We start from the raw sequence: 17,977 nt of genomic DNA, 5'->3' as shown, positions 1-17,977 counted from the left end.
TTCGAAAGCGCTCTAATTGTGGATAAGTTCTGCGGCAATCGCCGCCAGATCGTCGAAAATCAAAGTGCCTACCGGGAGGGTCTTGCCCAACGTCTTTTCGCCTTTTCCGGTCTTAACTAAAACTGGCTGTGAATCGACGGCTTTGGCGGCTTCCAGGTCACCGAGAGTATCGCCGACGAACCATAGATTGGTCAGCGATACGTTGTAATGAGCGGCGATGTTTTTCAACATCCCGGGTTTTGGCTTGCGGCAATCGCAGCCATCGTCCGGCCCGTGCGGGCAATAGACGATCAGCCCGACTTCCCCACCCTGCTGCGCCACCAGCGAGCGCAAGCGCTCGTGCATGGCGTCGAGGGTGGCGATGTCGTAATAGCCGCGAGCGATGCCCGACTGGTTGGTAGCGACCGCTACCGTCCAGCCGGCCTTGCTCAACTGCGCAATGGCTTCGATCGAACCGGGGAGTGGTATCCACTCCTCCACCGACTTGATGTATGCGTCGGAGTCGTAATTGATCACTCCGTCCCGATCGAGAATCAGCAGTTTCAAACAGACTTACCCCAGCAACGAAATGTCGGCAACACCGAGGAACAGGCCACGCAGACGCGCCAGCAGTGCGTAGCGGTTGGCGCGCACATTGGCATCTTCGGCGTTGACCATGACCGCTTCGAAGAACGCGTCCACCGGCTCGCGCAATGCAGCAAGGCGTGCCAGAGACTCGCTGTACTGACGCGCCGCAGCCATCGGTTGAACGGCCTGGTCTGCCTGCTGGATCGCCGAGTACAGGGAGAACTCGTTGGCGTTGTCGAAATACTTGGCTTCGACGACGGTCGGCACAGAGCCTTCGACTTTGCTCAGCAGGTTCGACACGCGCTTGTTCACCGCAGCCAGGGCAGCGGCTTCCGGCAATTTGCGGAACGCTTGCACCGCTTGTACGCGCTGGTCGAAGTCCAGGGCCGAACCCGGCTTCAGGGCACGGACCGACAGGTAGGTCGCGACATCCACGCCTTCGTCTTCGTAACGCGCACGCAGACGATCGAAGATGAACTCCAGCACCGCGTCATTCAGGCCGGCCGCCTTGACCTTGGCGCCGAACGCATTCACGGCGAACGCCACGGCGTCGTTCAGGTCCAGGTCCAGTTGCTTCTCGATCAGGATGCGCAGCACGCCCAGTGCGGCACGGCGCAGGGCGTACGGGTCCTTGCTGCCGGTTGGCAGCATGCCGATACCAAAGATTCCCACCAGGGTGTCGAGCTTGTCGGCAATGGCCACGGCCGCACCGGTCAGGGTGGACGGCAGCTCGGCGCCAGCACCGCGCGGCATGTACTGCTCGTTCAGCGCCAGGGCGACATCTTCCGGCTCGCCATCGTTGAGGGCGTAGTAGTAGCCGGCAACACCTTGCATCTCCGGGAACTCACCGACCATCTCGGTCGCCAGGTCGCACTTGGACAGCAAGCCTGCGCGCGCGGCCCAGGAAGCGTTGCCACCAATGCGTGCGGCAATGTAGGCGGCCAGTTTGGACACTCGCTCGGCCTTGTCGTAGACGCTGCCGAGTTTTTCCTGGAAAACCACGTTTTGCAGGCGCTGGTTGAAGTCTTCGAGTTTCTGCTTCTTGTCTTGCTTGAAGAAGAACTCAGCGTCGGTCAGGCGTGGGCGAACCACTTTCTCGTTACCGGCGATGATCTGCTGCGGGTCTTTGCTCTCGATGTTGGCCACGGTAATGAAACGTGGCAGCAACTTGCCGTCGACGTCCAGCAGGCAGAAGTACTTCTGGTTGTCCTGCATGGTGGTGATCAGGGCTTCTTGCGGTACATCGAGGAAGCGCTCTTCGAACGAGCACACCAACGGCACGGGCCATTCGACCAGTGCGGTCACTTCGTCCAGCAGGTCCGGCGGCACGATGGCGGTGCCTTCCTGGCGGGTCGCCAGTTCTTCGGTGCGCTTGCTGATGATGTCGCGACGCTCGTTGGCATCGGCCAGTACGTAAGCGGCGCGCAGGTCTGCCAGGTAGCTGGACGGCGAACCGATGCGCACGTTTTGCGGATGATGGAAGCGGTGACCGCGGGAATCGCGACCGGCCTTTTGCGCGAGGATAGTGCAGTCGATGACCTGGTCACCGAGCAGCATCACCAGCCATTGGGTTGGACGCACGAACTCTTCCTTGCGCGCGCCCCAGCGCATGCGCTTTGGAATCGGCAGGTCATTCAGGGAATCTTCGACGATGGTCGGCAGCAGGCTGGCAGTCGGCTTGCCGGCGATGCTCTGGCTGTAGCGCAGTTTTGGGCCGCTCTGATCGATTTCGCTCAGGTCGACGCCGCACTTCTTGGCAAAACCCAGTGCCGCCTGGGTCGGGTTGCCGTCGGCATCGAAGGCGGCCTGACGTGGCGGGCCATCGAGGTTGATGCTGCGATCCGGCTGCTGGGTGGCCAGCGAGGTGATCAGCACGGCCAGGCGGCGCGGCGCGGCATACACGGTTTTGGTTTCGTAATTCAGGCCGGCAGCTTGCAGGCCCTTGTCGATACCGGCAAGGAACGCCTCGGCCAGGGTGTTCAGGGCCTTGGGTGGCAGTTCTTCAGTGCCCAGTTCAACCAGAAAATCCAGAGCACTCATTGTGCAGCCTCCAGCTTGGCCAGTACTTCGTCACGCAGGTCCGGGGTCGCCATCGGGAAGCCCAGCTTGGCGCGAGCCAGCAGGTAGGCTTGCGCAACGGAACGCGCCAGGGTGCGAACACGCAGGATGTATTGCTGACGCGCGGTCACGGAAATCGCCCGGCGTGCATCCAGCAGGTTGAAGGTATGGGAGGCCTTCAACACCATTTCGTAGCTCGGCAACGGCAGCGGCTGGTCGAGCTCGATCAGCCGCTTGGCTTCGCTTTCATAGAAATCGAACAGTTCGAACAGCTTCTCGACGTTGGCGTGTTCGAAGTTGTAGGTCGACTGCTCCACTTCGTTCTGGTGGAACACGTCGCCGTAGGTCACCTTGCCGAAAGGACCGTCGGCCCAGACCAGGTCGTAGACCGAATCCACGCCCTGCAGGTACATGGCCAGGCGCTCCAGGCCGTAGGTGATCTCGCCGGTTACCGGGTAGCACTCGATGCCGCCGGCTTGCTGGAAGTAAGTGAATTGCGTCACTTCCATGCCGTTGAGCCAGACTTCCCAGCCCAGACCCCAGGCGCCGAGGGTCGGCGATTCCCAGTTGTCTTCGACGAAGCGGATGTCGTGCACCAGCGGATCCAGGCCCACGTGCTTTAGCGAGCCCAGGTACAGCTCCTGGAAGTTGTCCGGGTTTGGCTTGAGGACCACCTGGAACTGGTAGTAGTGCTGCAGACGGTTCGGGTTTTCGCCGTAGCGGCCGTCAGTCGGACGACGACTTGGCTGAACGTAGGCGGCGTTCCAGGTTTCCGGGCCAATGGCGCGCAGGAACGTAGCGGTGTGGAAAGTGCCGGCGCCTACTTCCATATCGTAGGGCTGAAGTACCACGCAACCTTGCTCGGCCCAGTATTGCTGGAGGGCGAGGATCAAGTCTTGGAAGGTACGCACGGCTGGCGTAGGCTGGCTCACGAAATTCACCTGTTTCTTGGGCTGCGATTTAAAGAGCGGGAGTATACCCGATTCATTGCTGCGCACGCCCCCTGGAGCCTTATGCCACGCTGCTTTTGGTGTACCGAAGATCCACTGTACATGGCTTATCACGATCAGGAGTGGGGCGCGCCACTACGCGATGCGCAGGGTTTGTTCGAGTTGCTTTTGCTCGAAGGGTTCCAGGCCGGCCTTTCCTGGATCACCGTGTTGCGCAAACGCGAGCATTACCGTCAGGTGATGTTTGGCTTTGACGTGCAGCGCGTGGCCCAAATGAGTGACGCGGAAATCGATCAGTTGATGCTCGACCCCGGCATCATTCGCAATCGCCTCAAGCTCAATGCCGCCCGACGCAATGCCCAGGCCTGGCTGGCGCTGGAGGACCCGGTGGCGTTTCTCTGGTCCTTCGTCGATGGCACGCCTGTGATCAATCATTTCAAGGATCGCAGCGAAGTGCCGGCCATCACGCCCCAGGCCGTGGAGATGAGCAAGGCCCTGAAAAAGGCTGGCTTCACCTTCGTCGGGCCAACGATCTGCTACGCGCTGATGCAGGCCTCGGGCATGGTCATGGACCACACGCAGGACTGCGATCGCTACGCGATGCTGGCCAACGGCGGTTAGAATGGCCGCCTCGCGCACAGCACAAGATCAGGAGTGACCTGTGGAAAAGTTTAAAGGCGCCTTGCTGGTAGGCGCTCTGCGGCTGTTTGCCCTGCTCCCGTGGCGGGCAGTGCAGGCCGTCGGCTCAGCGATTGGCTGGCTGATGTGGAAAACCCCCAACCGTTCCCGCGACGTGGTGCGGATCAACCTCGCCAAGTGCTTCCCGGACATGGACCCTGCCGAACGCGAACGTCTGGTGGGTCAAAGCCTGAAAGACATCGGCAAGTCCCTGACCGAAAGCGCCTGCGCCTGGATCTGGCCGGCCCAGCGTTCCATAGACCTGGTGCGCGAAGTTGAAGGCCTTGATGTCCTGAAGGACGCCCTCGCCTCAGGCAAGGGCGTGGTTGGCATCACCAGCCACCTCGGCAACTGGGAAGTGCTCAATCACTTCTACTGCAGCCAGTGCAAACCGATCATTTTCTACCGCCCGCCGAAGCTCAAGGCTGTGGATGAATTGCTGCAAAAGCAGCGGGTTCAACTGGGCAACAAAGTGGCTGCTTCCACAAAGGAAGGCATCCTCAGCGTCATCAAGGAAGTGCGCAAAGGTGGTGCGGTGGGCATTCCCGCTGACCCGGAACCGGCCGAATCCGCCGGTATCTTCGTCCCCTTCTTCGCCACCCAGGCTCTGACCAGCAAATTCGTGCCGAACATGCTCGCCGGCGGCAAGGCGGTCGGCGTGTTCCTGCATGCGCTGCGGCTGCCGGACGGCTCGGGCTACAAGGTGATTCTGGAAGCCGCGCCCGAGGCCATGTACAGCACCGATACTGCCACGTCCTGCGCGGCGATGAGCCAGGTGGTCGAGCGCTATGTGCGGGCCTATCCGAGCCAGTACATGTGGAGCATGAAGCGCTTCAAGAAGCGTCCTCCGGGTGAGGAACGCTGGTACTGAGTCGGTTTGGCATGATCTGTGGATAACCTCGTTGGGGGAGTTATCCACAACGGTTCATTCAAGGGCGCAGAAGATGTCCGAACAACGCAAATCGTTTCGCATCAAGATCAGTCATGAAAGCTTTGGCGAATGCCTGGGGCAGACACGAAACCTGTCGGCCACGGGTGTCTACGTCAAGCATCCCGCCTTGTCCAACCTGCCCAGAGGCGCGGTGGTGTATGGGCAGGTTCAGGACTTACCCACAGGCGCGCCCAAGGTGCGAATGGAAGTGGTGCAAGTGGATGCCGAAGGCATTGGTTTGCGCTATCTCTGATCAGGGCGCCTGACGGTCCAGTTTTTTCAGGAACACCGTCATTTCCTTCTCGGCTTGCTTGTCGCCGTGGTTCTGCGCGGCTTCCAGGCCCTTCTCCCAGGCCAGGCGTGCGGCTGCAGGGTCCGCCAGTGCCAGATGGGCCTTGCCCAACAGTTTCCAGGCTGCCGAATACTTCGGATCGAGTTCGACGCACCGCTGAAAATGCTCAGCAGCCTTGGCGTTTTCCCCAAGATCCAGATAACCCTTGCCCAGGCCGAAGCGCAGCAGTGAGTTATCCACACCCTTGGCGAGCATTTTTTCCAGGGATTCGATCACAGGGGGATTCCTTGAGATAAGTAAGTCAGTTGAGTTGCTATCGCTAGCAGGCTAGCTCCCACAGGGGTAGCGGCCAGCGATGAAGCCAGCGCCGTTTGCGCAGCACCTCAGAAGAAGCTCAGCCCCACATGAAACAACTTCTCCACATCCCGAATATGCTTTTTATCCACAAGGAACAGGATCACATGGTCGCCGGTCTGGATCACGGTGTCGTCGTGGGCAATGATCACTTCTTCGTCACGAATGATCGCGCCGATGGTAGTGCCCGGCGGCAGGCCGATGTTTTCGATGGCCTTGCCGATCACCTTGCTCGATTTAGCGTCGCCGTGGGCAATGGCTTCGATGGCTTCCGCCGCGCCCCGGCGCAGTGAGTGCACGCTGACGATATCGCCACGCCGCACGTGGGCGAGCAAGGTTCCGATGGTCGCCAACTGCGGGCTGATGGCGATATCGATGTCGCCGCCCTGGATCAGGTCGACGTAGGCCGGGTTGTTGATGATGGTCATCACCTTCTTCGCGCCCAGGCGCTTGGCCAGCAGCGATGACATGATGTTGGCCTCGTCGTCGTTGGTCAGGGCCAGGAAGATGTCCGCGTCCGCGATGTTCTCTTCCAGCAGCAGATCCCGGTCCGAAGCACTGCCCTGCAGCACCACGGTGCTGTCCAGGTGATCGGAAAGATGACGGCAGCGTGCCGGGTTCATCTCGATGATTTTCACCTGGTAGCGGCTTTCGATGGCTTCGGCCAGGCGCTCACCGATCTGCCCGCCCCCGGCGATGACGATGCGCTTGTAGGTTTCGTCCAGACGGCGCATTTCGCTCATCACCGCGCGAATGTTCGCCCGGGCGGCGATGAAGAACACTTCATCGTCCGCTTCGATCACGGTATCGCCCTGGGGCAGGATCGGCCGGTCCCGACGGAAAATCGCCGCGACCCGGGTTTCCACGTTCGGCATGTGCTCGCGCAGCTGCCGCAGTTGCTGACCCACCAGCGGCCCGCCGTAATAAGCCTTCACCGCAACCAGCTGCGCCTTGCCTTCGGCGAAGTCGATCACCTGCAGGGCGCCCGGATGCTGGATCAGGCGCTTGATGTAGTTGGTGACCACCTGTTCCGGGCTGATCAGCACGTCCACCGGGATCGCGTCGTTATCGAACAGTTCGGCGCGGGTCAGGTACGCGGCTTCGCGGACCCGGGCGATTTTGGTCGGGGTGTGGAACAGGGTATGGGCGACCTGACAAGCGACCATGTTGGTTTCGTCACTGTTGGTCACGGCCACCAGCATGTCGGCGTCATCGGCGCCGGCCTGACGCAACACGCTCGGGATCGAGCCACGACCCTGCACCGTACGGATGTCCAGGCGGTCGCCGAGGTCGCGCAGGCGTTCGCCGTCGGTGTCCACCACCGTAATGTCATTGGCCTCGCTGGCCAGGTGTTCGGCCAGCGAACCACCGACCTGCCCCGCACCAAGGATGATGATTTTCATCCAGTCACTCCATTGAATCCGTTTAACCGCGCGCGGCGGCGATCTTGATCAGCTTGGCGTAGTAGAACCCGTCGTGGCCGCCTTCCTGGGCCAGCAGTTGGCGACCGTGGGGCTGCTTGATGCCGGCCGCGGTGGCCAGGTCCAGCTCACGTGCACCCGGGGTGCGGGTGAGGAAGGCTTCGATGACTTCGGTGTTCTCGGTCGGCAAGGTGGAGCAGGTGGCGTAGAGCAGGATGCCGCCGACTTCCAGGGTTTTCCACATCGCGTCGAGCAGTTCGCCTTGCAGCAGCGCCAGCGCACCAATGTCATCGGGTTGGCGGGTGAGTTTGATGTCCGGGTGGCGGCGGATCACGCCGGTGGCCGAACATGGCGCGTCCAGCAGGATGCGCTGGAACGGCTTGCCGTCCCACCAGGTGTCGGTGTCGCGACCGTCCGCGGCGATCAGTTCGGCGCTCAGGCCCAGGCGTTCGAGGTTTTCCCGCACCCGCACCAGGCGCTTGGCTTCCAGGTCCACGGCGACCACGCCGGCGAGGGCCGGCTCGGCTTCAAGGATATGACAGGTCTTGCCGCCCGGCGCGCAGCAGGCGTCCAGCACCCGTTGGCCCGGTGCCAGGTCGAGCAGATCGGCAGCCAGTTGCGCGGCTTCATCCTGCACGCTGATCCAGCCTTCGGCGAATCCCGGCAGGCTGCGCACGTCGGCGGCTGCGTCGAGGATGATGCCGTCGCGGCTGTAGACGCAGGGGCTGGCGGCAATGCCAGCCTGCGCCAGCAGCTGCAGATAGGCATCGCGAGAGTGATGGCGGCGGTTGACCCGCAGAATCATCGGCGGATGGGCGTTGTTCGCCGCGCAGATCACTTCCCATTGTTCAGGCCAGAAGGCCTTCAGGGATTTTTGCAGCCAGCGTGGGTGAGCGGTGCGTACCACCGGATCGTGTTCCAGCTCGGCCAGCAACGCTTCGTTTTCGCGCTGGGCACGGCGCAATACGGCGTTGAGCAAGGCTTTGGCCCAGGGTTTTTTCAGCTTGTCGGCGCAACCGACGGTTTCGCCGATGGCGGCGTGGGCCGGCACCCGGGTGTAGAGCAATTGATAGAGGCCGACCAGCAACAACGCTTCGACATCGGCATCGGCGGCCTTGAACGGCTTTTGCAGCAACTTGGCCGCCAGCGCCGACAAGCGCGGCTGCCAACGTGCGGTGCCAAACGCCAGGTCCTGGGTGAAGCCGCGATCGCGGTCCTCGACCTTGTCCAGTTGCGTTGGCAGTGAGCTGTTGAGTGAGGCTTTTCCGCTGAGTACGGCAGCCAGTGCCTTGGCGGCGGCCAGACGAGGGTTCATTGAGCGTCCGCCGCTTGACCGAGAACGGTGCCCGTGGCGAATTTCTCACGACGGCTGTTGAACAGATCGCTGAAGTTCAGCGCCTTGCCACCGGGCAATTGCAGGCGGGTCAGGCACAGGGCCTGCTCACCGCAGGCAACGAGCAAGCCATCCTTGCTGGCGCCGAGGATTTCACCCGGTGCGCCCTTCCCTTCAGTCAGGCTGGCGGCCAGGACTTTCAAGGCTTCGCCGTTCAACGTGCTGTGGGTGATCGGCCACGGGTTGAACGCGCGCACCAGGCGTTCCAGCTCAACCGCCGGGCGGGTCCAGTCGATGCGCGCTTCGTCCTTGTTCAATTTATGCGCGTAGGTGGCGAGGCTGTCGTCCTGCACTTCGCCCTCCAGGGTGCCGGCGGCGAGGCCGGCGATGGCCTGCACCACGGCCGGTGGGCCCATTTCGGCCAAGCGATCGTGGAGGCTGCCACCTGTGTCTTCGGCGCTGATCGGCGTGGTGACTTTCAGCAGCATCGGCCCGGTGTCGAGGCCTGCTTCCATGCGCATCACGGTCACACCACTTTCGCGGTCCCCGGCTTCGACGGCGCGCTGGATCGGCGCCGCACCGCGCCAGCGCGGCAGCAGGGAGGCGTGGCTGTTGATGCAACCCAGGCGCGGAATGTCCAGCACCACTTGCGGCAGGATAAGGCCGTAGGCAACCACCACCATCAGGTCCGGTTTCAGCGCGGCCAGTTCGACCTGGGCGTCTTCGTTGCGCAGAGTGGGCGGTTGCAGCACCGGGATGTCGTTCTCCAGGGCGAGCTGCTTGACCGGGCTCGGCATCAGTTTCTGCCCACGACCTGCCGGGCGATCCGGTTGGGTGTAGACCGCGACGATCTCGTAAGGGCTGCTCAGCAGGGCCTTGAGGTGTTCAGCGGCGAATTCCGGGGTGCCGGCAAAGACTATGCGCAGTGGCTCGGTCATGGGGGGCTCTCTATTGCAAAGCTTCTTGAAAAGAAAAAGGCTTGCCGCGGCAAGCCTTTGAAGAGGGGCATCAGGCGTTCTGGCGATGAAGCTTTTCCAGTTTCTTCTTGATGCGATCGCGTTTGAGCGTAGACAGGTAATCGACGAACAATTTGCCGTTGAGGTGGTCGCATTCGTGCTGGATGCACACGGCGAGCAGGTCTTCGGCGATCAATTCGTAGGGCTTGCCGTCGCGGTCCAGCGCCTTGACCCTGACCCGTTGCGGGCGATCGACGTTTTCGTAGAAGCCGGGTACCGAAAGACAGCCTTCCTGATACTGGCCCATGTCGTCGGTCAGGGGCTCGAGTTCGGGGTTGATGAACACTCGCGGCTCGGTGCGGTCTTCGGAAAGGTCCATCACGACGATGCGCTTGTGTACGTTGACTTGAGTCGCCGCAAGGCCGATGCCTGGCGCCTCATACATTGTTTCAAACATGTCATCGACCAACTGACGTACTTCGTCGTCCACTACGTCCACCGGTTTGGCGATGGTACGCAGGCGCGAGTCAGGAAATTCGAGGATGTTCAAAATGGCCATAAGCTTGATGACTGCACGTGTGAGGTAAGGTCGGGTCGGTGCCTGGCGAGTCCGAGGATGCAGGCTACCTTTGTAAAACGTAGCTCCCTTCTTTTCATAAGCAAGCCGGGAGCGAGCCACTGACGGCTCTGGCGTTTCACGCGAACGTACATAATAAAGGGATTCACCGCATGAGGAAATCACTACTCGCCCTGCTCCTTCTGGTCTCGGCAGGTTGGGCGCAGGCGCAAGTGCAACTTCGGGAAGGTTTTCCACAGCAATACACGGTGGTCTCGGGGGACACGCTCTGGGACATCTCGGGCAAGTTTCTCCGTGAACCGTGGCAGTGGCCGCAGCTGTGGCGCGCCAATCCACAAATCGAAAACCCCAATCTCATCTATCCCGGCGATACGCTGACCCTGAGCTACGTCGACGGCCAGCCACGCCTGACTCTCAATCGCGGCGCTTCGCGCGGCACCATCAAACTCTCGCCGAGTGTGCGCAGCAGTCCGGTGGCCGATGCCATCCCGAGCATTCCGCTCAAAGCGATCAACAGCTTTCTGCTGAGCAACCGCATCGTCGACAAGGTCGAGGACTTCGACAAGGCGCCGTACATTGTGGCCGGTGATGCCGAACGCGTCCTCAGCGGCATGGGCGATCGTATCTTCGCCCGCGGCCACTTCGACATGGCGCAGCCGGTCTACGGCATCTTCCGCCAGGGCAAGGTCTACACCGATCCACAAACGCGGGAATTTCTGGGGATCAACGCCGATGACGTCGGTGGCGGTGAAATCGTTGCCACCGAGGGCGACGTTGCCACGCTCGAGCTGCAGCGCACGACCCAGGAAGTGCGCTTGGGCGATCGCTTGTTCAGCGGTGAAGAGCGCTCGATCAATTCGACCTTCATGCCCAGTGCACCCAAGACTCAGGTCGACGGCCTGATCATCGACGTCCCGCGCGGTGTTACCCAGATCGGAGCGCTGGACGTTGTCACGCTGAACAAGGGCCAGCGCGATGGTCTGGTGGAAGGCAACGTGCTGGAAGTCATGAAGACCGGTGAAACCGTACGTGACCATATCACCGGCCAGCCATTGAAGATCCCCGATGAACGTGCCGGCCTGCTGATGGTTTTCCGTACCTACGACAAGCTCAGCTACGGGCTGGTGCTCAATGCAACGCGCTCGCTGGCGGTGTTGGACAAGGTGCGCAATCCGTAAGCAGGCTTCACAAGTTACCAACAGAGTTATCCACAGCTTATTCCCGCTTGGGCGGGTGCTTATAACGATCAAGGATGATCCATGTCGCAGTCTGCTGTTGCACCGGTTTCCCCATCGGAACTGGAAGCTCGTTTACGCCTGCACCGTTTGCCGGAACTCGGTCCGGCGCGGTTCAAGAAACTGCTGGAAGCCTTCGGCTCGGCGTCAAAAGCCATCAGCGCACCGGCCAGTGCCTGGCGTGCGCTGGGCTTGCCGCTGGCCTGTTCCGAGGCTCGGCGAAGCACGGAAATTCGCGATGGCGCCAGCCATGCATTGGCCTGGCTGGAGCGTCCGGCCCAGCATTTACTGATGTGGGACCAGCCAGACTACCCGGCGCTGCTGGCGGAGATCAGCGATGCGCCGCCGCTGTTATTCGTCGCGGGCGACCCTGGCATTCTGGAAAAACCGCAACTGGCGATGGTCGGCAGCCGTCGCGCTTCAAGGCCCGGCATGGACACCGCTGCCGCCTTTTCCCGCAGCCTGGCCAGCGCCGGTTTTGTCATCACCAGTGGCCTGGCCCTGGGTATCGACGCTGCTGCGCACCAAGCCGCACTGGACGTTGGCGGCCAAACAATCGGCGTGCTGGGCACAGGGCTGGAAAAGTTTTATCCACAGCGCAATCGTCGACTGGCCGACGCGATGATAGCCACCGGCAGCGCGGTCGTTTCCGAGTTCCCGCTGGACGCCGGCCCCACCGCCAGCAACTTCCCGCGGCGTAATCGAATCATCAGCGGTTTGTCCCTCGGCGTATTGGTGGTCGAGGCCAGTGTCGCCAGCGGTTCATTGATCACCGCCAAGCTTGCCGCGGAGCAGGGGCGCGAGGTGTATGCGATTCCGGGCTCGATCCATCACCCCGGTGCCAAGGGCTGTCACCAGTTGATCCGCGACGGCGCGGCGTTGGTGGAAACCGTCGAGCATATCCTCGAAGCCCTGCGCGGCTGGCAACAGACCTCCTTCTCTCTGGCCCCGGCCCCGATGGCGCGCCATCCTTTGCTGGCGTTGCTCCACGCCGCGCCCCATAGCAGTGAAGCATTGGCCGATGCCAGCGGCTGGAGCCTGCCCAAAGTGCTGGCGGCGCTGACCGAAATGGAAATGGAAGGCAGCGCCGTCTGCGAAAACGGGCGCTGGTTTGCGCGGGTGAGCTAGGTTTTACAAGGAAGATCGGTAAACTGCGCAGAGCCTTATTCTGGAGAGTTTATTCATGGTCAACAGTTGGCGTGTGCAACAAGCCGCACGAGCCGTTCGCGCCGGGGCGGTGCTTGCCTACCCAACCGAAGCTGTCTGGGGTCTGGGTTGCGACCCGTGGGACGAAGAGGCAGTGGAGCGTTTGTTGCTGATCAAGGGCCGGTCTGTGGACAAGGGCCTGATTCTGGTGGCCGATAACATCCGCCAGTTCGATTTCCTGTTCGAAGACTTCCCTGAGCTGTGGATGGACCGCATGGCCAGCACCTGGCCTGGGCCCAACACCTGGCTGGTGCCGCACCAGAATCTATTGCCGCAGTGGATTACCGGCGTGCATGAAACGGTGGCCCTGCGGGTCAGCGATCATCCGCAGGTGCGGGAATTGTGCGCTCTGGTCGGCCCGCTGGTGTCGACCTCCGCCAACCCACAGGGCCGGCCGGCAGCGCGCTCGCGGATTCGTGTCGAGCAGTACTTCCGCGGGCAGGTTGATGCGGTGCTCGGTGGGATGCTGGGTGGGCGCAAGAATCCCAGCGTGATTCGCGATTTGGCGACCGGTCGCGTTGTGCGACCGGATTAAGACCGAGCAGGCCCCATTCGCGAGCAAGCCCGCTCCCACCTCTGATCATCAGTGAACACAGAGCTTGTGTTCGAAAACGATCAAAGGTGGGAGCGGGCTTGCTCGCGAAGAGGCCCTTAGTACCGCCCCGAATCTCAGGGCAACAGCACAACCGACCCAGTCGTGCGCCGCGCTGACAACTCAGTCTGCGCCTTCGCCGCATCGGCCAGGGCAAACCGCTGGCTGATATCCACGGTCAGCTTGCCGCTGATGATCATCCCGAACAGCTCATCCGCCATCCGCTGCAGGTTCTCGGCGTTGTTGGCGTAGGTCCCAAGGGTGGGACGGGTCACATACAATGAACCCTTCGCCGCCAGAATCCCCAGGTTCACCCCATCCACCGCGCCGGACGCATTGCCGAAGCTCACCACCAGCCCGCGAGGCGCAACGCTGTCAAGGGATGTCAGCCAGGTGTCCTTGCCCACGCCGTCGTACACCACCTGGACTTTCTTGCCGTCGGTCAACTCCAGCACCCGTTGCGCGACATTCTCATGGCTGTAGTCGATGGTCGCCCAGGCACCGTTGGCCTTGGCCAGGGCGGCTTTTTCCGGCGAACTCACGGTGCCGATCAAGTTTACGCCCAAGGCCTTGGCCCACTGGCACGCCAGAGACCCGACACCGCCGGCAGCGGCGTGGAACAGGACGGTTTCGCCGCCCTTGAGCTCGTAGGTCTGGCGCAGCAGGTACTGCACGGTCAGGCCTTTGAGCATGACCCCGGCGGCCTGCTCGAAGCTGATGGCGTCCGGCAGCTTGACCAGATTGGCCTCAGGCAAGACGTGAACATTACTGTAGGCACCCAGCGGGCCGCTGCCGTAAGCCACGCGATCGCCGACCTTGAACCGGGTGACTTCGCTGCCGACCGCTTCGACCACACCGGCGCCTTCCGAACCCACACCCGATGGCAGGGACGGCGGTGGATAGAGCCCGCTGCGATAATAGGTGTCGATGAAGTTCAGGCCGATGGCCTTGTTGCTCACGCGGACCTGTTGCGGGCCGGGCTCGGCGGGCTGGTAATCCACATACTCGAGTACTTCGGGGCCGCCATGGGCGCGGAACTGGATACGCTTTGCCATCTGCCTTCTCCTTGATTCGTCGATACGAAGCGCCCTATCGGACTCCTAACCACGATCTTCGTCAACTGCGATCGGTGCACCGCCAGTGGTATGCTACGCGCCCATTTGCGCCAGCCCGCTCCGATGGAGCGTCGCGTAGCTTTGCCCGATCCAAGGTGATGTCATGACTACCCGCACCGAGGCCGTAAAAGCCTACCTGCTCGACCTGCAAGACCGAATTTGCGCCGCCCTGGAAGCGGAAGACGGCGGCACGCGCTTTGTCGAAGACGCCTGGACCCGGCCCGCCGGCGGTGGCGGACGTACCCGGGTCATCGAAAACGGTACGGTGATCGAAAAGGGCGGCGTCAACTTTTCCCACGTGTTCGGCAGCGGCCTGCCACCGTCGGCCAGCGCCCATCGGCCGGAACTGGCCGGGCGTGGCTTCGAAGCCCTGGGCGTATCGCTGGTGATCCACCCGCACAACCCGCACGCCCCGACGTCCCACGCCAACGTGCGCTTTTTCATTGCCGAAAAAGAAGGCGAAGAGCCAGTCTGGTGGTTCGGCGGCGGTTTCGACCTGACCCCGTACTACGGCAACGTCGAAGATTGCGTGCACTGGCACCGCGTGGCCGAACAGGCCTGCGCCCCGTTCGGCCCGGACGTCTACTCGCGCTACAAAGCCTGGTGCGACAGCTATTTCCACATCAAGCATCGCCACGAGCCTCGGGGCATCGGCGGTCTGTTCTTCGATGACCTCAATGAATGGGACTTCGATACCAGCTTCGCCTTCATGCGCGCCATCGGCGATGCCTACATCGACGCCTACCTGCCGATTCTGCAACGCCGCAAGAACGCTGCCTTCACCGCCCAACAGCGCGAATTCCAGGAATTCCGCCGCGGGCGCTACGTCGAGTTCAACCTGGTATACGACCGCGGTACCTTGTTCGGCCTGCAATCGGGGGGGCGTACCGAGTCGATCCTGATGTCCCTGCCACCGCAGGTGCGCTGGGGTTACGACTGGAAGGCCGAGCCCGGCAGCGAAGAAGCGCGCCTGACCGAGTACTTCCTGCAAGATCGCGATTGGTTGGCCGAGGCCTGAACGAGGAGTGTCGATGGACCGTTATGTCGTTTTCGGTAACCCGATTGGCCACAGCAAGTCGCCACTGATTCACCGTCTGTTCGCCGAGCAGACCGCGCAGCAGCTGGACTACAGCGCTTCGCTGGCACCGCTCGACGATTTTTCCGAGTTTGCCCGGGCGTTTTTCCTTGAAGGGCGCGGGGCGAATGTCACGGTACCGTTCAAGGAAGAAGCGTTCCGCCTGGCGAACAGCCTGACTGCCCGGGCGCAGCGGGCCGGTGCGGTGAATACCCTGAGCAAGCTGGCTGATGGCTCGTTGCTTGGCGACAACACCGACGGCGCCGGCCTGGTGCGCGACCTGACGGTCAACGCCGGGTTCAGCCTCAAGGGCAAGCGCATATTGCTGCTCGGCGCTGGTGGCGCGGTACGCGGTGCGCTGGAACCGTTGCTGACCGAACAACCGGCGTCGGTGATCATCGCCAACCGCACGGTGGACAAGGCCGAGCTGCTGGCGGAATTGTTCTGCGACCTGGGGCCGGTATCGGCCAGCGGCTACGACTGGTTGCAGGAATCGGTGGACCTGATCATCAACGCGACGTCCGCCAGCCTGTCGGGCGATGTGCCGCCGATTGCCGCCAGCCTGATCGAACCGGGCAAGACGCTGTGCTACGACATGATGTACGGCAAGGAGCCGACGTCGTTCTGTCGTTGGGCTACCGAGCACGGCGCGGCGGTGTCGATGGATGGCTTGGGGATGCTGGCCGAGCAAGCGGCCGAAGCCTTCTATCTGTGGCGCGGCGTGCGCCCGGATACCGCGCCGGTGCTGGCTGAACTGCGCCGACAACTGGCCGCATAACACCCCGACTGTCTGTAGGAGCGAGGCTCGCCCGCGAAGGCGTCCTCAAGTACGCCAAAAGCTTCGCGGGCAAGCCTCGCTCCTACGGAGAAAGATTCGGGTTTCAATCTTCGAAGCGAATCGGGCATTTCTCCGCGCCCTCAAGTTTCCTCAATTCTTCCACCACCTGCGGCCGTGCCTGGCGCAAGGTCAAACTGCGATCCTGCCCCAGCAACCGCCGCGCCTCCTGATGCAGCATCTCCACCCCCGAATAGTCGATGAAGTTGATCTGCTGCGCCTCGATCACCACCCGCGCGCCTTGCATCCGTTGCAGGCGCACTTGCAGGTAATGGCTGGCGCCGAAAAAGATCGAACCGCCCACCCGCAGGATATCCTCATCGCCATCGCACACATGCTGCACCCGCGGTTGCGAGGTGCGTTTCAAGTAAAAGAACAGCGACGCCAGCACCCCGGCATAGATCGCCGTCTGCAGTTCCAACAGCAACGTGGCGATGCAGGTCAGGGCCATGACCACGAACTCGGCGCGGCTGACCCGCAGCAGGGCGCGAATCCCGCGGTGGTCGACCAGGCCCCAGGCGATCAACAAAATGCTGCCGGCCATGGCCGGGATTGGAATGTGGGCAATCAATTGCGCGCCGAAGATCGCGAACAGCGACACCCACAACGCCGAAAAAATACCCGCCAGGGGCGAACAGGCCCCCGCTTCGTAGCTCAGGCCCGAGCGGGTGAAGGAACCGGCGGACAGCGATCCGGAAAAAAACGCCCCGACGATGTTGGATAACCCCTGGGCACGGACTTCCTGGTTGGCATCGAGCAACTGCTGCGAACGCGCTGACAACGAGCGGGCTATCGACAGGCTGGTGACCAGACCGAGCATGCCCACCGCTACCGCACTGGGCAGCAAACGCAGAATCAGGTCGAGGTCCAGCGGCAGCGAGCTCAAGGGCGGCAGCTTGCCGGTGAAGGCACTGACCAACTTCACGTGACCGAACATCGATGGCCACAGCCAAACCAGCAGCGCTCCCAGCACCAGGGTAATCAACAAGGTCGGCCAGCGCGGCAACCACAGTTTGAGCGTTACACCCACCACCACCGTCGCCAGCCCCAGCAGTAAGGACGGTTTGTCGATTTCCCCCAGGTGCTTGAACAAGGTGATGAAGCTGTCCAGAGCGGTGGCTTGGCTGGGCAGGTCCAGCCCCAGCAGGTTGGGCAACTGGCCAATGGCAATCACCACGGCCGCGCCGAGGGTGAAGCCGAGCACCACCGAATGCGAGACGAAGTTCACCAGCGCGCCGAAGCGCAACAGGCCCAGCAGCCATTGGAAGATACCCGCCAGAAAGGTCAGGAGCAGGATCAACGTCACGTAGTCCTGGGTCGCCGGAACAGCCAGAGGACTGACGCTGGCGTACAGGACAATCGAGATGGCCGCCGTAGGGCCGCAGATCAGATGCCACGACGAGCCCCACAGGCAAGCGATCAATACCGGAATGATTGCCGCGTACAGGCCGTACTCCGGTGGCAGACCGGCGATCAAGGCGTAGGCAATGGATTGCGGCAACGCCAGGATTGCGCCGCTGAGGCCGACGATCAGATCGCGGCCGACGCTGGCGCGGGTCTGGCGGGGCAGCCAGCTGAGGAACGGGAAGAGTGAATGGCGACTGGGAAGGGCCATGGGTCCTCTCGGTTGGGGGTTGGCGCAAGGGTATCAGGATCAAGCAATTATTGTGGCCGGCAAGCCTGGTGTTCTGAAGGCGCTGTGTGTGGCGAGGGAGCGTGCTCCCGCTGGAGCGCGGAGCGCTCCCAAACCCTTCAACATCGCTACCGAGTTGTCAGGGTTGCGTCTGCTGCGCAGCCGAGCG

18 protein-coding genes are annotated in these 17,977 nt (G+C 62.2%); 8 read left to right on the top strand and 10 right to left on the bottom strand.

Annotation, left to right across the window (positions count from 1 at the left end; genetic code table 11):
• Window positions 1-12 precede the first annotated feature (12 nt).
• The 3 genes from gmhB to glyQ are packed head-to-tail and all read right to left on the bottom strand — an operon-like array spanning window position 13 to window position 3,557.
• The gene (gene gmhB / locus B0W55_RS00305) at window positions 13-546 is read right to left on the bottom strand and encodes a D-glycero-beta-D-manno-heptose 1,7-bisphosphate 7-phosphatase (protein ID WP_077044079.1); all 534 of its coding nucleotides are present in this window, start codon (window positions 544-546) and stop codon (window positions 13-15) included.
• Window positions 547-552: 6 nt separating this feature from the next.
• A complete protein-coding gene (glyS, locus tag B0W55_RS00300) occupies window positions 553-2,607 on the bottom strand; it encodes a glycine--tRNA ligase subunit beta (protein ID WP_077044078.1) in 2,055 nt (684 codons plus the stop codon).
• Entirely contained in the window at window positions 2,604-3,557 is a 954-nt protein-coding gene (glyQ, locus tag B0W55_RS00295) for a glycine--tRNA ligase subunit alpha (protein ID WP_003213601.1), read from the bottom strand. Before glyQ ends, glyS begins: the two co-directional genes overlap by 4 nt.
• Before the next feature lie 81 nt (window positions 3,558-3,638).
• Between glyQ and B0W55_RS00290 the strand changes: the two genes are divergently transcribed.
• The 3 genes from B0W55_RS00290 (at window position 3,639) to B0W55_RS00280 (ending at window position 5,437) form a co-directional block, all read left to right on the top strand.
• A complete protein-coding gene (locus B0W55_RS00290; RefSeq protein WP_077044077.1) occupies window positions 3,639-4,196 on the top strand; it encodes a DNA-3-methyladenine glycosylase I in 558 nt (185 codons plus the stop codon).
• Window positions 4,197-4,236: 40 nt separating this feature from the next.
• Window positions 4,237-5,124, top strand: a complete 888-nt coding sequence (locus B0W55_RS00285) for a lysophospholipid acyltransferase (protein ID WP_077044076.1) — start codon at window positions 4,237-4,239, stop codon at window positions 5,122-5,124.
• 73 nt (window positions 5,125-5,197) lie between these two features.
• Complete coding sequence (locus B0W55_RS00280) at window positions 5,198-5,437, top strand: PilZ domain-containing protein (RefSeq protein WP_077044075.1); 240 nt, start codon at window positions 5,198-5,200, stop codon at window positions 5,435-5,437.
• On the opposite strand, the gene B0W55_RS00275 is transcribed toward B0W55_RS00280, so the two are convergent.
• The 5 genes from B0W55_RS00275 to def all read right to left on the bottom strand — a co-directional run bounded on the left by B0W55_RS00275 (window position 5,438) and on the right by def (window position 10,099).
• Window positions 5,438-5,731: a tetratricopeptide repeat protein gene (locus B0W55_RS00275; protein WP_175645448.1), complete on the bottom strand. Its 294-nt coding sequence runs from the start codon at window positions 5,729-5,731 to the stop codon at window positions 5,438-5,440.
• Between the two features lie 128 nt (window positions 5,732-5,859).
• A complete protein-coding gene (trkA, locus tag B0W55_RS00270) occupies window positions 5,860-7,233 on the bottom strand; it encodes a Trk system potassium transporter TrkA (protein WP_077044073.1) in 1,374 nt (457 codons plus the stop codon).
• A gap of 22 nt (window positions 7,234-7,255) precedes the next feature.
• A complete protein-coding gene (gene rsmB / locus B0W55_RS00265; RefSeq protein WP_077044072.1) occupies window positions 7,256-8,566 on the bottom strand; it encodes a 16S rRNA (cytosine(967)-C(5))-methyltransferase RsmB in 1,311 nt (436 codons plus the stop codon).
• Complete coding sequence (gene fmt, locus B0W55_RS00260; protein WP_077044071.1) at window positions 8,563-9,522, bottom strand: methionyl-tRNA formyltransferase; 960 nt, start codon at window positions 9,520-9,522, stop codon at window positions 8,563-8,565. The genes rsmB and fmt overlap by 4 nt, the downstream gene beginning before the upstream one ends.
• A gap of 70 nt (window positions 9,523-9,592) precedes the next feature.
• Window positions 9,593-10,099 carry a peptide deformylase gene (gene def, locus B0W55_RS00255; protein WP_077044070.1) on the bottom strand — a complete coding sequence of 169 codons (507 nt, stop codon included), beginning with the start codon at window positions 10,097-10,099 and terminating at the stop codon, window positions 9,593-9,595.
• A 170-nt stretch (window positions 10,100-10,269) separates the two neighbouring features.
• On the opposite strand from def, the gene B0W55_RS00250 reads away from it, so the two are divergent.
• The 3 genes from B0W55_RS00250 (at window position 10,270) to B0W55_RS00240 (ending at window position 13,093) form a co-directional block, all read left to right on the top strand.
• Window positions 10,270-11,295 carry a LysM peptidoglycan-binding domain-containing protein gene (locus tag B0W55_RS00250; protein ID WP_077044069.1) on the top strand — a complete coding sequence of 342 codons (1,026 nt, stop codon included), beginning with the start codon at window positions 10,270-10,272 and terminating at the stop codon, window positions 11,293-11,295.
• An 81-nt stretch (window positions 11,296-11,376) separates the two neighbouring features.
• Window positions 11,377-12,480, top strand: coding sequence for a DNA-processing protein DprA (gene dprA, locus B0W55_RS00245; protein WP_077044068.1), 1,104 nt, complete (start codon window positions 11,377-11,379; stop codon window positions 12,478-12,480).
• 55 nt (window positions 12,481-12,535) lie between these two features.
• On the top strand, window positions 12,536-13,093 hold the full coding sequence (locus tag B0W55_RS00240) for an L-threonylcarbamoyladenylate synthase (RefSeq protein ID WP_077044067.1): 558 nt from the start codon (window positions 12,536-12,538) through the stop codon (window positions 13,091-13,093).
• A gap of 134 nt (window positions 13,094-13,227) precedes the next feature.
• Here B0W55_RS00240 and B0W55_RS00235 read toward each other — a convergent pair whose 3' ends face one another.
• Window positions 13,228-14,205, bottom strand: coding sequence for an NADPH:quinone reductase (locus tag B0W55_RS00235; protein WP_077044066.1), 978 nt, complete (start codon window positions 14,203-14,205; stop codon window positions 13,228-13,230).
• Between the two features lie 163 nt (window positions 14,206-14,368).
• Between B0W55_RS00235 and hemF the strand changes: the two genes are divergently transcribed.
• Together hemF and aroE are read left to right on the top strand one after the other, a co-directional pair.
• Entirely contained in the window at window positions 14,369-15,283 is a 915-nt protein-coding gene (hemF, locus tag B0W55_RS00230) for an oxygen-dependent coproporphyrinogen oxidase (RefSeq protein WP_077044065.1), read from the top strand.
• Window positions 15,284-15,296: 13 nt separating this feature from the next.
• On the top strand, window positions 15,297-16,118 hold the full coding sequence (gene aroE, locus B0W55_RS00225; RefSeq protein WP_077044064.1) for a shikimate dehydrogenase: 822 nt from the start codon (window positions 15,297-15,299) through the stop codon (window positions 16,116-16,118).
• 103 nt (window positions 16,119-16,221) lie between these two features.
• Here aroE and B0W55_RS00220 read toward each other — a convergent pair whose 3' ends face one another.
• Complete coding sequence (locus B0W55_RS00220) at window positions 16,222-17,790, bottom strand: SulP family inorganic anion transporter (protein WP_077044063.1); 1,569 nt, start codon at window positions 17,788-17,790, stop codon at window positions 16,222-16,224.
• Between the last annotated feature and the right edge of the window lie 187 nt (window positions 17,791-17,977).

Origin of the sequence: Pseudomonas sp. KK4, assembly GCF_001984065.1 — a bacterium.
Taxonomy (GTDB): Bacteria; Pseudomonadota; Gammaproteobacteria; order Pseudomonadales; family Pseudomonadaceae; genus Aquipseudomonas.
Note: the sequence above shows the minus strand (reverse complement) of the source record. Positions and strands in the feature narration are given on the sequence as shown.

Bases quoted from the DNA above. Each gene is read 5' to 3' on its own strand.
- glyS (WP_077044078.1), bottom strand. From the start codon at position 2,607: ATGAGTGCTCTGGATTTTCTGGTTGAACTGGGCACTGAAGAACTGCCA.
- B0W55_RS00290 (WP_077044077.1), top strand. From the start codon at position 3,639: ATGCCACGCTGCTTTTGGTGTACCGAAGATCCACTGTACATGGCTTAT.
- B0W55_RS00280 (WP_077044075.1), top strand. From the start codon at position 5,198: ATGTCCGAACAACGCAAATCGTTTCGCATCAAGATCAGTCATGAAAGC.
- B0W55_RS00275 (WP_175645448.1), bottom strand. From the start codon at position 5,731: ATGCTCGCCAAGGGTGTGGATAACTCACTGCTGCGCTTCGGCCTGGGC.
- trkA (WP_077044073.1), bottom strand. From the start codon at position 7,233: ATGAAAATCATCATCCTTGGTGCGGGGCAGGTCGGTGGTTCGCTGGCC.
- rsmB (WP_077044072.1), bottom strand. From the start codon at position 8,566: ATGAACCCTCGTCTGGCCGCCGCCAAGGCACTGGCTGCCGTACTCAGC.
- fmt (WP_077044071.1), bottom strand. From the start codon at position 9,522: ATGACCGAGCCACTGCGCATAGTCTTTGCCGGCACCCCGGAATTCGCC.
- def (WP_077044070.1), bottom strand. From the start codon at position 10,099: ATGGCCATTTTGAACATCCTCGAATTTCCTGACTCGCGCCTGCGTACC.
- B0W55_RS00250 (WP_077044069.1), top strand. From the start codon at position 10,270: ATGAGGAAATCACTACTCGCCCTGCTCCTTCTGGTCTCGGCAGGTTGG.
- dprA (WP_077044068.1), top strand. From the start codon at position 11,377: ATGTCGCAGTCTGCTGTTGCACCGGTTTCCCCATCGGAACTGGAAGCT.
- B0W55_RS00240 (WP_077044067.1), top strand. From the start codon at position 12,536: ATGGTCAACAGTTGGCGTGTGCAACAAGCCGCACGAGCCGTTCGCGCC.
- B0W55_RS00235 (WP_077044066.1), bottom strand. From the start codon at position 14,205: ATGGCAAAGCGTATCCAGTTCCGCGCCCATGGCGGCCCCGAAGTACTC.
- hemF (WP_077044065.1), top strand. From the start codon at position 14,369: ATGACTACCCGCACCGAGGCCGTAAAAGCCTACCTGCTCGACCTGCAA.
- aroE (WP_077044064.1), top strand. From the start codon at position 15,297: ATGGACCGTTATGTCGTTTTCGGTAACCCGATTGGCCACAGCAAGTCG.
- B0W55_RS00220 (WP_077044063.1), bottom strand. From the start codon at position 17,790: ATGGCCCTTCCCAGTCGCCATTCACTCTTCCCGTTCCTCAGCTGGCTG.